Source organism: Streptomyces sp. BBFR102, from assembly GCF_051397025.1.
Lineage (GTDB): Bacteria > Actinomycetota > Actinomycetes > Streptomycetales > Streptomycetaceae > Streptomyces.
Genome location: NZ_CP195757.1, coordinates 2,529,499 through 2,541,862, shown reverse-complemented (window position 1 = coordinate 2,541,862; position 12,364 = coordinate 2,529,499). Strand labels below are relative to the sequence as shown.

At 76.8% G+C, this 12,364-nt stretch carries 8 protein-coding genes; 3 read left to right on the top strand and 5 right to left on the bottom strand.

Features of this window, described 5'->3' with window-relative positions; translation table 11 throughout:
• Nucleotides 1-933 carry a M56 family metallopeptidase gene (locus ACSLIC_RS11225; protein WP_436737533.1) on the top strand — a complete coding sequence of 311 codons (933 nt, stop codon included), beginning with the start codon at nucleotides 1-3 and terminating at the stop codon, nucleotides 931-933.
• A 497-nt stretch (nucleotides 934-1,430) separates the two neighbouring features.
• Here the strand turns inward: ACSLIC_RS11225 and ACSLIC_RS11220 are convergent, their stop codons facing one another.
• The 4 genes from ACSLIC_RS11220 to ACSLIC_RS11205 form a co-directional block, all read right to left on the bottom strand.
• A complete protein-coding gene (locus ACSLIC_RS11220; RefSeq protein ID WP_436737532.1) occupies nucleotides 1,431-2,657 on the bottom strand; it encodes a phthiocerol/phthiodiolone dimycocerosyl transferase family protein in 1,227 nt (408 codons plus the stop codon).
• A 473-nt stretch (nucleotides 2,658-3,130) separates the two neighbouring features.
• Nucleotides 3,131-4,816, bottom strand: coding sequence for a bifunctional 3'-5' exonuclease/DNA polymerase (locus tag ACSLIC_RS11215; RefSeq protein ID WP_436737531.1), 1,686 nt, complete (start codon nucleotides 4,814-4,816; stop codon nucleotides 3,131-3,133).
• A gap of 502 nt (nucleotides 4,817-5,318) precedes the next feature.
• A complete protein-coding gene (locus tag ACSLIC_RS11210; RefSeq protein WP_436737530.1) occupies nucleotides 5,319-6,470 on the bottom strand; it encodes a winged helix DNA-binding domain-containing protein in 1,152 nt (383 codons plus the stop codon).
• Between the two features lie 134 nt (nucleotides 6,471-6,604).
• Nucleotides 6,605-7,864 (bottom strand): esterase/lipase family protein, encoded by a 1,260-nt coding sequence (locus ACSLIC_RS11205; protein WP_436737529.1) that lies wholly within the window; start codon nucleotides 7,862-7,864, stop codon nucleotides 6,605-6,607.
• Between the two features lie 278 nt (nucleotides 7,865-8,142).
• Between ACSLIC_RS11205 and ACSLIC_RS11200 the strand changes: the two genes are divergently transcribed.
• Both ACSLIC_RS11200 and ACSLIC_RS11195 read left to right on the top strand, forming a co-directional pair.
• Nucleotides 8,143-9,381, top strand: coding sequence for a DUF2786 domain-containing protein (locus ACSLIC_RS11200; protein ID WP_436737528.1), 1,239 nt, complete (start codon nucleotides 8,143-8,145; stop codon nucleotides 9,379-9,381).
• A 106-nt stretch (nucleotides 9,382-9,487) separates the two neighbouring features.
• Nucleotides 9,488-11,785 (top strand): FUSC family protein, encoded by a 2,298-nt coding sequence (locus tag ACSLIC_RS11195; RefSeq protein WP_436737527.1) that lies wholly within the window; start codon nucleotides 9,488-9,490, stop codon nucleotides 11,783-11,785.
• Here ACSLIC_RS11195 and ACSLIC_RS11190 read toward each other — a convergent pair.
• The gene (locus ACSLIC_RS11190) at nucleotides 11,772-12,320 is read right to left on the bottom strand and encodes a hypothetical protein (protein ID WP_436737526.1); all 549 of its coding nucleotides are present in this window, start codon (nucleotides 12,318-12,320) and stop codon (nucleotides 11,772-11,774) included. The two genes, ACSLIC_RS11195 and ACSLIC_RS11190, sit on opposite strands and share 14 nt — an antisense overlap.
• Nucleotides 12,321-12,364 lie beyond the last annotated feature (44 nt).

The following is a 12,364-nucleotide window of genomic DNA, read 5'->3' as shown; positions in this document are numbered from 1 at the left end:
ATGGGGCTCTTCGTCTTCCTCCCGCTGATCCTGCCGCTCACCGCGCACCCCATAGCCCGCCTCGCCGAGCAGCACCTCCACCCGCGCACCGGCACCCGGCTGCTCGCCGCGCTGAGCCTGGTCCTCGCCGTGTGCAGCACCCTCTGCCTCGCCCTGCTCGTCGTCGCCGGAACGGCCCGCCTCCCCGGCAACCCGCTGCCCGACGCCTGGGCCGCCCCCGAGGTCCGCGCCGTCGTCCCCTACGACGAGGTGACCGGCAGCGCCGCCCTGGTCGCCCTCCTCGCCGCGCTCACCGCCTGCGCCCTCGCCCTCGTCCGCGAGGCCCGGCTGCGGTTGCGCACCCGCCGCGCCCTGGCGGGGCTGCCCGGCGAGCGCCCCGCCGTCCTGCCCGACCCCGAGCCGTACGCCTACGCGCTGCCCGGCAGGCCCGGTCGCATCGTGGTCTCCCGGGCCATGCTGGAGAGCCTCGACGCGGACGAGCGGTACGCCCTGCTCGCCCACGAACAGGCCCACCTCGACGGCCGCCACCACCGGCTGCTGCTCGCCGTCCGCCTCGCCGCCTGCCTCAACCCGCTGCTGCGCCCGCTGCGTTCCGCCGTCGCCTACGGGGCCGAGCGCTGGGCCGACGAGGAGGCCGCCCTCGCCGTCGGCGACCGCCGCCTCACCGCCCGCGCCGTCGGCCGGGCCGCGCTCAGCACGCGTTCCGGCCCCGCCTTCGGGCTGGCCTTCGCCGAGGCCGTCCCCGGACCCGTACCGCGCCGGGTCGCCGCACTGCTGGGCCCCGCCCCCTCGCCCCGGCGCCTGCCGCCCGCCATGACCCGGCCGGGGCTCGCCTTCCTCATGGCCACCACGGGGGCGGCGGCCTCCGCCGCCTCCTCGGCCAACGCGGCGCTGACCCTGCTGCTCGTCCTCAAAGCGGCGACGCCGCTGTAGAGCCGCCCCCCGCCGACCCCGGCTCGTCGGCCGGGCGCTGTCTTCGGCCGCGCCGGTCCCGACCTCCGCCGCCCCCGGGAGCGCCCGCCGGAGCCGCGTGCGCGCGTGCGGGGTACGTGCCCCCGCACGGCAGCCCCGGCAGGCCGAGGGCGACGTCGGTGAACGGGACGACGTGCTCGCCGCGGGGGAGCGCAACGGGCCGGCCCGACCGCCGCGCGGCACGAGCCGACCCGTCCCAGGCGCCCGGGTTCGTCGACGAGCACCACACCGCCGCGCACAGCAGGAACCGGGCGAACGGAACGCCGGGCCGCCGAGCCGGCCGGGAGGACCCGGCAGATCCATGAGGACTCCGAGGGACTACGGCCCGCCGCGCGGGCACGCCGTTCCCCCGAGTGCGCAACACGTCGGCCGCGAGAGAGCCGGGCGGCCGAGGCCCGAGACCGGCCCGGTCACGTCGCACCGGCCCGGGCTTCCCCCGCCGCGGCCCGGCCGCCGCGCTACCCGGCCAGGTGGCGGAGGGAGGCGGACACCTGGTCGCGCAGTTCCTCGATCTGGGCGTCGGTGTACCAGGCCCTGCTGTAGGTGAGGTCGACGGCCAGTCGTGCCCGGTAGCGGCTGACGACGGCGAAGACCATCGGTACGTGGCCGAGCGGGGCCAGGCGCACGTCGGTGATCCGCAGGCCCTCGGGCAGGACGGGTTCGGCGATGGCGCCCACGTTGGTGATGACGAGGCTGGGCGGGTGCTGGTCGAGCATGTAGGGGAAGGCCGCCAGTTCCATCGCCGCGGCACCACTGTCCAGATCGGCCCGCAGCTGGGCGGCGAGACCCCGCCCGACCACGGCGGGCTGGTCCCGCTCGCCGACCTCCAGGCGGATGGAGGTGGTGGTCGCCGCGGACTGGAGGACCTCGGCCGGCAAGGGCGGGACGAGCCGTCGGCGCATGTCGACCGCGGTGGTGCACAGCAGGCGCGCCGGGCCTGCCCCCGCCGGCAGCAGGGAGCGCAGACTGGTCAGCAGGACGCCCGAGACCAGGGAGTTGACCGAGAGCGAGGCATCCCGCGCGCACCGCACCAGGCTCCCGCAGCGGTCCTCGTCGAGCTCGACGCCGAGGACGCGGAAACTCAGGTCCTCCCCGGGGCCCCCGTCGGCGGCGGCGAGGGCGGGTACGAGCGCGGGAGGGCTCTCGGTGTCCAGCCGCGCGCGCTCCGCGACGAAGTCCCGGACCTGCGCCGGGGTGAAGCGAGCGGCGAGCAGGTCGTCCAGGGAGGGCCCCAGTGCCGGCTGGATCAGGCCGGTGAGGAAGGGACGGCCGGTGGCCAGGGCGGCGTACGTCTCCCACAGCCGGTGGTGGAGGGACAGGTAGCTCATCCCGTCGACGAAGGCCCGTGGCAGGGTCATCACCACCCGGGTACGTTCCCGCCCGCGTACGACGGTCGTCCGCAGGAGCGGCCCCCGGTCCCAGGCGAGAGGCGCGTTGATCTCCTCGTCGACATCGCTACCGTGCCCCAGGACCGGCCCTGGGTCCGCGTCGCGGACCTGGACCAGAGGCTGGCCCCCGGGGCCCTGGGTGATCTTTCCGGCGAGCAGCGGGGTACGGTCCCGCAGGTGGGTCAGGGCCTGTGCGAGGACGGCCTCGTCCAGCTCGCCCTCCACCTCGCAGGACAGGACGACCCGGACCCCGGCCGCGGCGATGGCCGCCTCGTGCGGCGCGAGCAAGCGTTCCATGACGCTCCCTTCGTAGGACCGCTGCACCATCGCGCGGCAGCGCGGCGCTGCGAAGCCGAAGAGCCGAACTCCCCCCGGACGGATGAACCACCCGGAAGAAGGACACCGGCCCACCCACACCGGCCACCCCGCTACGGGGCGCCCTACAGGCCCGACGGCCGACCGCCCCGGACTCCGGCCACAGACAGCCCGGCCGGCCATAGCGACAACCCGGTCGGCCACAGAGCAGCCTGGTCGGCCACTGCGACAACTCGGTCGGCCACAGAGACAGCCTGATCGGCCACTGACAGCCCGGCCGGCGTTTGAGGCCAGTCGGTGACCGTGGCGGTCGTAGCGGGCCCTGGCCACTGACAGCCCGGCCGGCGTTTGAGGCCAGTCGGTGACCGTGGCGGTCGTAGCGGACCCTGGCCACTGACAGCCCGGCCGGCGCTTGAGGCCAACGAGCCGGGCCGGCAAGTGAGGCCAGACCCCCCTTACTTGGCGTCGGCGTAGCAGCCGACCACGGCCGTGGTGAAGGGGAAGCGGACCGGGACGTCACCGAAGCAGACCGCGGTGGCCCGGTGCGAGGCGTCGGCGATGGCGGAGACCACCGAGGGAGCCTCCTCCTGGGGGCAGTGCACGATCACCTCGTCGTGCTGGAAGAAGACCAGCTCGGCCCGGAGCGGGGCGAGGGAGCCGCGAAGGGCGGCGAGCAGGAGCAGGGCCCAGTCGGCGGCGCTGCCCTGCACCACGAAGTTCCGGGTGAAGCGGCCCCGGGCGCGGGCGCCGGACGAGGCCCCAGGGACGGACCCGACCGGGTCCCCCTCGGGCAGCGCGTCGGGGATACCGGCCTCCTCGGCGGGGTCGCCCGGCGCGGTGGCGGGCGGGCAGGTCCGGCCGAGCCAGGTGCGGACGAGGCGGCCCTCCTCCCCGGCGCGGGCCGCCTCGTCCACATAACCGACGGCGGTGGGGAAGCGGCGGCGCAGAGCGGCCAGGTTCTTCAGACCGTCGCCGGAGGTCTGGCCGTAGACCGCGCCGAGCACGGCCAGTTTGGCGAGGTCGCGGTCGCCCTGGAAGGCCCGGTCGGAGACGGCCTGGTAGAGGTCGTCCGGCCGGGAGGCCACCTCCATCAGGGCGCGGTCGCCGGAGACGGCGGCGAGGACGCGCGGCTCCAGTTGGTCGGCGTCGGCGACGACGAGCCGCCAGCCCGGGTCCGCGACGACGGCCCTGCGGATCACCTTCGGGATCTGCAGGGCGCCGCCGCCGTTGGTCGCCCAGCGGCCGCTGACGGTGCCGCCCGGCAGGTAGGAGGGGCGGAACCGGCCGTCCCGCACCCAGTCGGCCAGCCACTGCCAGCCGTGCGCCACCCAGATCCGGTACAGCCTCTTGTGGGCCAGGAGCGGGGCGACCGCCGGGTGGTCGATCTTCTCCAGCTCCCAGCGGCGGGTGGAGGCGACCTTGATCCCGGCGCGGGCGAAGGCCCGCACCACGTCGGCCGGCAGCTCGGGCCGCACCCGGTGGCCGAAGGCCGCCGAGACCTCGTCGGCCAGCTCGGCCAGCCGCCGGGGCTCACCCGAGCCGCCGTACCGCTCGCCGAGCAGTTCGCGCAGGACCTCGCGGTGGGTCTCCTCCTGCCAGGGCAGGCCCGCCGCCGCCATCTCGGCCGCGACCAGGGCCCCCGCCGACTCGCTCGCGGTCAGCAGCCGCATCCGGCCGGGGTGGACCGCCTGTTCGTGGCGGCGGAGCTGCCCGGCGTAGACCTCGGCGAGGTCGGCGAGGCGCACCGGTACCGGCTGCGGCTCGAAGAGGGAGGACTGCGCACCGGCGCCGGGCTCGGCCGCGCGGGGCGGCGGGTCGGGCGGCACCGGCGTGCCCCGCAGCCGGGCGAGGCCGGCCGCCGCCGAGTGCGGCTCGCCGAGCCGGCCCTCGTGGCCGAGCAGGAGGGTCTCGGCGGCCTCCACGTCGTAACACCGCTCGACGCGGACGCCCGCGCGGAGCAGCTGCGGATAGATCCCGGCCGTGGCCCGCCAGACCCAGCGGGCGGCGCCGGGCCGGGAGCGGACCGCCTCGGCGGGCGCCTCCTCCCGGACGACCGGGCCCGCGAGCGTGCCGTCGGGGGCGAGCGGCGCCACCTCCGCACCGCCGCCCTCGGTCTCGGCCACCATCCATCGCTCGCTCATGCGTGCGATTCTCGCACCGGGGGCCGACAGAGCCTCGTGGCGCGCCGACGGGCCGTGGCAGTGGACCTTGAGGGTAGGCCCTCGCAGGGTTCGCGCGGAGGGTCGGCGAGGCGGGAAGAGTGGCCGGAGCGAGGGCCGGGTGCCGGAGGCCGGGGAGGAAGTCGTGGCGCGGGACCGTATCGGAGCGGCTGCGCTGTCGGCGGCGGGCGCCTCGCCGGTCGAGTCCTCGATGTGGTCGCGCGGGACCTGCGCGGCCGGGTCGACGCCCGGAACATTTGCTTCCTCTTCCGCGACGCCGTCGGCCGGCACGGTGCGGGTCGCCGAGGAGACCGTCGCCGGGTCCTGGTCACCGCCGCCGAGCACCGCGCCAGGTGCTCCGCACCCCGACACCGCCGCGGTCGACGAGGCCGGCGGCGGCCGGCTCGCCGGCGACGCCACCGTGCTGTGTCCGGACTGGCACGGCCCCGCCCGGGAGCCGTCGCCCGGACGGGACCCGGCGAGGTCACAGCCGCCGCACCTCCCCGCCCTCGGGCAGCTTCGCCCACCAGTGGCCGTAGCGCCGGTACGCGGTCGTGTCGCGGGCCGCGAGGAGGGCGGTCAGGGAGTGGGCCTCGGTGGTGAGGGCGTCCCAGGTGGCGGAGGAGAGGGGGTGGAAGGCGGTGGCCTCGACGCCGGTGCCGTCCTCCGCCGGGCGCCAGACGCCCGCGACCTCGCCGTCGACCAGAAGCGTGGGCAGCACGTCGCCGTTGCGGCGGATCACCAGCGGGCGGTAGGCCGGGGGGATCACCCGGGAGCGGTCGGCGTAGGCCAGCAGAAGGCTGTCCCACATGCCGAGGAGGCGTGGCGGGGCCGGAGTGCCGGCGGGCGGGCGGGGGGCGCCCGGCAGGTCGAAGTACGGGGTTCCGCCCGGGCCCGGGAGCTGTTCGACGGCCTCGCCGAGGGCGGCCAGGGCCTGGCGTACGGCGGTTCTGCGGACCAGGGCGAACTGGGCCACGTCGGCCACACAGGCGGGGCCGAAGCCGGAGAGGTAGCGCAGGATCAGGGCGCGAAGGGCCTCCTGGACATGGGGGTCGGTGTCGGCCCGGGTGGGGAGCGAGTCGACCCCGGCGGCGACGAAGGAGGGGCGCTGCCCGAAGGTCCAGGGTGATTCGGTGGGGGCGTGGTGGAGCGGTGCGTACCCTTTCAGCCCCCACCAGGCGCCGTCCCGCTTCTCGGCCCCGACCTGGGCTTCGACCCAGGCCCGCAGCTCGGCGGAGGTGCGCGGGGTACGGGCGAACTCCAGCAGCGCCGGGAGCAGGCGGGCCGCGTCCGCCGGGGTCAGGCCGGCGTCGGCGAACCGCGCGCCGAGCCGGGCGCCGTACAGCGTCGGCTGCATCGCCGCGCGGAAGGGCGCGTAGTCCTCGGCGTGCACGGCGTGCAGGGTGATCCGCATCAGCGTCGCCTTGACGACCGTCCGGCCGGCGAACGCGGCGTCGAGCCCGGCCGGGTCGAAGCCGCTGAGCCGGTTCCACAGGGCGACGTACGGGGAGGCCGGGTGCTGGGCCTGGAGCGCCACCACCTGCCGGATGCCGTCGGCTACGGACAAGGGGCGCCGGGCCAGGAGGAGTTGGCGGCTCAGGCTGGCGCGGTTGAGGTCTCGCGTGGTGAGGGGCACGAGGCGGATTGTGCCGGTCGGGACTGACAGACCCGCCCCCTCGCGGGGGTCGCGGGGGCGCGGGCCGTCGGGCGGCGGGAGGGGTCGCGTCGTCCCGCCGCCCCCCTGCTGCCGCCCCGAGGCTCGGCCCGCGCTCAGAACCGGTCGATCAGCCAGGCGCCCAGCTCCTCGGTGATCCTGGTGTGCGGCTCGTTCTCCGAAGCGCAGCGGTAGTCGTCGAAGTCGCTCTCCTGGGGGTCGGTCTTGTCGATGGCGGTGTGGAGCAGCTCCGTGGTGTCGAGGTCGCGGACCGAGACGGCGCTGACGGCGGGGACGAAGCAGACGGCGGGGACGGGTGCTTCGGCGCCGGCCAGGGGAAGGGCGTTCAGCGCGGCGGCGGCGACGGAGAAGGAGGCGAGGGTGGAGCCGGGGGCACCGTCGCACTCGGGGAGGTCGTCCGTGGTGGCCGTCTCGTCCTCGCCGAGCAGGGCGCGGAGTTCGGCGACCACGGCGCCCGCGCCCTCCCGCTGGGTGTGCAGCACGGTGCGCGGCAGGACCGGGCCCGTGGAGCGGAGGGCGGGGACGCCCGCCTCGACGCCGTTCCCGCTGCCGTCGCCGCGGCCGTTGGCGACGGCGAGCAGACGGGGCCTGCGCGGCCAGCCGCCGACCCGCTCCAGCTCGGCGAGGAACTCCTCGCGCTCCGTCGTCACCTCGGCGGGTGCCCGCACGGATTCGAGGTGGCGCCAGAGCATCTGCTTGGCGGCGGGGCTGTTGATCAGGTCCGAGAGGGCCCTGTTGTACGGGTCGAGCTGCTTGAGGTAGTGGGCGAACGCCTGGAGACCGATCGGCACCCAGGCCCCGCGGTGCGGGGTGTCCCAGGAGAAGTAGGTGGCCGTCTGATGGTCGATCCGCTGGTGCTCCAGTTTGGCCAGGGCGTACCGGGTGACGAGGCCGCCCATGCCGAAGCCGCCGACCACCAGGGGCGTGCCGCCCACCCGCTGGGCGATGGCGCGCAGGACCGCCTCGCCGGCGAAGCGGGCGTTCTGCGTGATGGAGGCGCTGCGGTCGCCCCAGCCGAGCACGATCACGTCCCGGCCGCGCCGGCGCAGCTCGCCGAGGAAGGGGTACGCGCCCCTCTCCAGGTCGTCGTGGAGTCCGTCGAGCGAGCTGTGGCCAAAGTCGAAGCCGTCGGCCAGCAGGACGGGGCGGACCAGGCTTCGGTTGCCCTCGCCGTAGTAGATCCAGGCGGTCGCCTCGTGGACCGGGTGGCCGTCGGCGTCCTCCTTCACGACCCGGCCGAAGTGCCAGGTCTCGTCCGGTGCGGGCGCGGCCGGCGGGACGGCCGCGCCCAGGGAGCGCACCAGGCCGATGGTGCCGACGGCCTGCTCCGACTGCTCGGCGCTCTGCTCGCTCACGGGGACTCCTCTCCGCGCGCCCGGTCGTGCGACCGGTTCGCACGGTTGTGCGGTGATCGTTCGGGGAGATCCTGTGCGGCCCCGGCGCCCCTCATCCCTCTTCGGTCCCCGGTCCACCGGATGGGGGGAAACCGGGGTGTTCGGGTTTGGCGGCGCGCGCCCCGAGCGGGAGCGGTGCGCGCCCGGAGCCCGGGGCGGGGCGGGGTGGCCGCTCTGGGACCATGGACCCGTACGCCCCCGACCGGCGGGAGAGCGCGCGGACGAGGTGGAGCGGAGCCATGGGCGGCAACGGACGGGGCGGGAGCGGCGCGCGGGACGGCGGTCGCACCGCTGCCGAGTCGGACACCCCCGTTTCCCGCGCCCTGGGCGCCGCCCTCTACAGCGACGCCGACGACGACGCCGCCCTCGACACCGGTGCCTCCCTGCTGGCCGCCGCCGACCCCGACGCGGCCGGGCGGGAGCTGCTGCGGCGCGGCGAGGAGTACGTCCGCCTGGCCTGGGAGCGGGGCTGGCTCCCCGCCGACCTCGACCGGGAGGCCCGCCGCCAGGGACTCGACGAGGCCGCCCGCACCGCCCTGGCCGAGTTGGCCGCCGCCGAACTGGCCCGCTACGGCAACGGCCTCACCCCCCTCTGGCGCCGCCAGCTCGACGCCCTCTCCGCCCCCGCCTGGGCCGGGACCGGCGGCCGGGACCGGTTCGCCCGTGCCACCGCCGTGCTCCAGGCGCTGCGCATGCTGCTCCGGCTGCCCGCCCTCGAACCCCTCGGCCCGCCGCCGGGCACCCGCCCGGCCGCCGCGCCGCCCCCCGCCCCCGGCGGCGCCCCCGGGGACCGCATGCTCGGCCGTATCCGGGCCCTGCTGGCCAAGGCGGAGGCGACCGGCTACCCGCCGGAGGCGGAGGCGCTGACCGCCAAGGCACAGGAACTGATGGCCCGGCACAGCGTCGACGAGGCCCAGCTGTCGGCGGGCCGGGCCGGGGGCGCGGACGCGCCGGGCGCGCGCCGGATCTCGGTCGACCCGCCGTACGAGACGGCCAAGGCGATCCTGCTGGACGCGGTCGCCCGGGCCAACCGCTGCCAGGCCGTGTGGAACGAGGAGCTGGCCTTCTCCACCGTGGTCGGCCACGAGGCGGACCTGGAGCCGGCCGAACTGCTCTACACCTCGCTGCTGGTGCAGGCGGCCACCGCGATGAGCCGCGCCGAGGCCGCGCAGCGGGCCGGGGGACGCAAGCGGACCAAGACGTTCCGCCAGTCGTTCATGCTGGCCTACGCCCACCGCCTCGGCGACCGGCTCGCCGAGACCGCCCGCACCGCCACCGAGACCCTGGCCGCCGCCGACCTGCTGCCCGTCCTCGCCACCCGCGACCTCGCCGTCACCGAGGAGACCCGCCGCCTCTTCCCCCGGACCACCACCACCCGCGTACGCGGCGCCGACGACCGGGCCGGCTGGGACGACGGCACCCGCGCCGCCGACCGGGCGGGCGTCGACGGACACCGGGGCCGCATCGACCGGGGCTGAACGGGTACGCGCCGGACGTGAGCGCCTCAGCCCGACCCGGCGTACGCCTCCGGTGCCCCCGCGCCGTTCCGCGCGGACGGGACCGCCTGCGCCTACGCTCGGACGCATGAGCTGGCTCTCGGCGCTGGGCCACACCGCGCGGGCGGGGTTCGCGGTGGAGCGGCCCAGGCTGGAGCCGCTGGGCGCGCTGCGCGGCGCCGCCGGGCTCGCCTTCGTCATCGGGATCAGCCTCTGGCTCTTCTCCCCGGCCGTCGCCGCCAGCTCCGCCTTCGGCGCCTACCAGGCCGCCGTCGCCACCTACCAGCGCAGCTGGCGACCGCGCCCGCAGCTCGCCCTGATCTCCGGCGCCACCCTCGGCGTCAGCACCTTCCTCGGCTACCTGTCCGCCTCCCACCTGGTCCTCTTCCTCGCCCTGCTGGCCACCTGGGCGTTCCTGGCGGGGATGAGCTGGGCGGCCGGGCCGACCGTCGGCGTGATGGCCTCCTCCAACCTGGCGATCACGCTCATCACCATCACGCTGCCCAGCTCCGTCGCCGAGGCGGCCGGGCACGCGGCGATGAGCCTCTTCGGCGGCCTCGTGCAGGCCGCGCTGCTCGTGCTGTTCCCGTTCCGCCGCTGGCGGCCGCACCGCGACGCCCTCGCCGACGCGCTCGCCGCCGAGGCCGACTACGCCCGCAGGCTCCGTCACGACCCGCACGCCGACTTCGACCCCGAACCCCTCATGGAGGCCCGCGAGGCCGCCCAGCTGACCGCCCGCCAGCACCGCCGCCGCCCCGCCCAGCTCTCCGGCGCCCGCGGGCTCGCCGAACGCCTCCGACCCGTCCTCGCCTCCCTCGCCGACCCGGCGCTCGGCGCCCCCGCCGAGGGGCCCGAACGCGACCGGGTCCGCGAACTGCTCGCCGCCGCCGCGGCCGTGCTGGACGCCGCCGCCCGCGCCGTGCGCCGGGGCACGCCGCTGGCCCTGGACGCTCCCTCGGTGGCGGCCCTGCGCACCCCGGACACGGGGGACGTCCTCACCGGGCCCGCCCGGCGCGCCGCGCTCCGGCTCAAGGCGCTGCTCGGCGACGTCATCGAGACGGCCGACCCGGCCGGCCGCTCCACCGCCGCCCCCGACGCGCCCGCGCAGGCCGCCGCCCGCGCCGACGCCGTCCGCGAGGAGGCCACCCTCGCCACCCTCGCCCGTACCCAGGAGCCCGCCGCCGTCCAGCGGCCACCGGCCCCGGGCGCGCACGCGGCCCCGCCCGGCCCGGACGAGCCGCCGTACCCCGTCGAACCGGCCGAACCTCCCACCCCCGCCGTGCTGCACAGGCCCGGCCTGATCGGCCTGGTCCCGGTGGTGGTCCGCAGCATGCGGGACGAGCTGCGGCCGGACTCGGCCATCCTGCGGCACGCGATCCGGGTCACCGCCGTCGCGCTCCTCGGCTACCTGATCGGCTCCCTGGTCGGCTCCCTGCTGTCCTTCGGCCACGGCTACTGGGCGCCGCTGGCCGCCGTCATGGTGATGCGGCCCGACTTCTCCCGTACGTACTCCCGGGCCGTGGCCCGCTTCGGCGGCACCCTGCTCGGAGTCTTCGCCGCCACCGGCATCGTCCAGCTGACCGAGCCGAGCGTGCGTGTCTCGGCGCTGCTCGCGGTGGTCTGCGCGGCGCTGATGTACCTGCTGATGCGGACCGGCTACGCGGTCGGCCAGTTCTTCGTCTCCGGCTACGTGGTCTTCCTGCTCGGCATGGGCGGCGAGGAGTGGACCCAGACCGTGCCCGAGCGGGTCGTGCTGACCCTGATCGGCGGCATCCTCGCGATGGCCTCGTACGCCGTCTTCCCGGCCTGGGAGACACCCCGGCTGCGGACCCTGCTCGCCGACTGGCTGACCGCCGCCGGGCGTTACGCCGCCGAGGTGGTCGAGCGGTACGCCACCCCGTCCGGGCCCGACGACGCGCGGGTGCGCCAGGCGCTCCTGGAGGCCCGGGCGGCGCACACGGCCTGGCAGGAGGCGCTGGCCCGGGCCGCGCACGAGCCGGTGCGCAGCCGGGGCCTGTCGCGGACCTCGGCCGACGACGCCGAGGAGGCGATCGGGGCGTTCTCCCGGGCCGCGATGCTGATGGAGGCCCACCTGCCGGAGCGCGGCGCCGTTCCCGTACCGGCCGCCCAGCGGCTCGCGCACGCCCTGCGGGCCACCACCGAGCGGGGCGCACGGGACCTCAGGGACCGCCGGGTGCCGCAGTGGGACGAGGTCCGCGCGGCGCTCGCGGCGTGGGACGGCGAGGGCGTGCCGGACCGGGTGGTGCGCCGGGGCGCGGGCATGCTGCTGGCCGCGCTGGAGCAGGTCTCCGAGGCGGCCGAGGAGTCCCCGCCGTTCACCGGGCCCCGCCCGGGGGAGGGCCCGCCGGTCGCTACTGGGTCGTGACGTCGCCCGTCGGCAGGTCCGAGGGCAGTTCGGTGGGCAGGCCCGAGGGCAGCTCGGTGGGCAGGCCCGAGGGCAGCCCCTCGGGCAGGGTGCCCGGGTCGACGCGGCGGAAGGTGTCCTCGCCCGCCGCCGTCCAGGAGACGGTCAGCGTGTCGCCACCGGCGCCCAGTTCGGCCTTGCCCTGGGCGCGGTCGGTGCTGCCGTCGGCGCACTTCAGGCTGATCGCCCCGGCCTGGTAGGTGCCCGCGCAGCTGCCCTGGCCGATGGTGGCGGCCTGGTTCCCGGCGATCGTGAGGACGAGCGCCTTGCCGCCGACGGTGGCCTGCCAGGCGCCCTCGGCGGAGCCGGGCGCGGGGGTGGCGCCGCCGGCGTCGGAGCCGCCCGTGCCGCCGCCGGCGTCGGAGTCCGAGCCGTGGCTGTCGCCCTTGTGCTTGCCGGTGCCGCCGCCGGAGCTGCCACCGTCGCTGCCGCAGCCGGTGAGCAGGAGCAGGGCGGTCGCCGAGGCGGCGACGGAGACCCGGAGCAACTTGCGCATGACATTTCCCCCTGGAAAGAAGCCGTGGTGACACCCCGTCGAAG

Coding starts and splice junctions, on each gene's coding strand:
- ACSLIC_RS11225 (WP_436737533.1), top strand. CDS start 1: ATGGGGCTCTTCGTCTTCCTCCCGCTGATCCTGCCGCTCACCGCGCAC.
- ACSLIC_RS11220 (WP_436737532.1), bottom strand. CDS start 2,657: ATGGAACGCTTGCTCGCGCCGCACGAGGCGGCCATCGCCGCGGCCGGG.
- ACSLIC_RS11215 (WP_436737531.1), bottom strand. CDS start 4,816: ATGAGCGAGCGATGGATGGTGGCCGAGACCGAGGGCGGCGGTGCGGAG.
- ACSLIC_RS11200 (WP_436737528.1), top strand. CDS start 8,143: ATGGGCGGCAACGGACGGGGCGGGAGCGGCGCGCGGGACGGCGGTCGC.
- ACSLIC_RS11195 (WP_436737527.1), top strand. CDS start 9,488: ATGAGCTGGCTCTCGGCGCTGGGCCACACCGCGCGGGCGGGGTTCGCG.
- ACSLIC_RS11190 (WP_436737526.1), bottom strand. CDS start 12,320: ATGCGCAAGTTGCTCCGGGTCTCCGTCGCCGCCTCGGCGACCGCCCTG.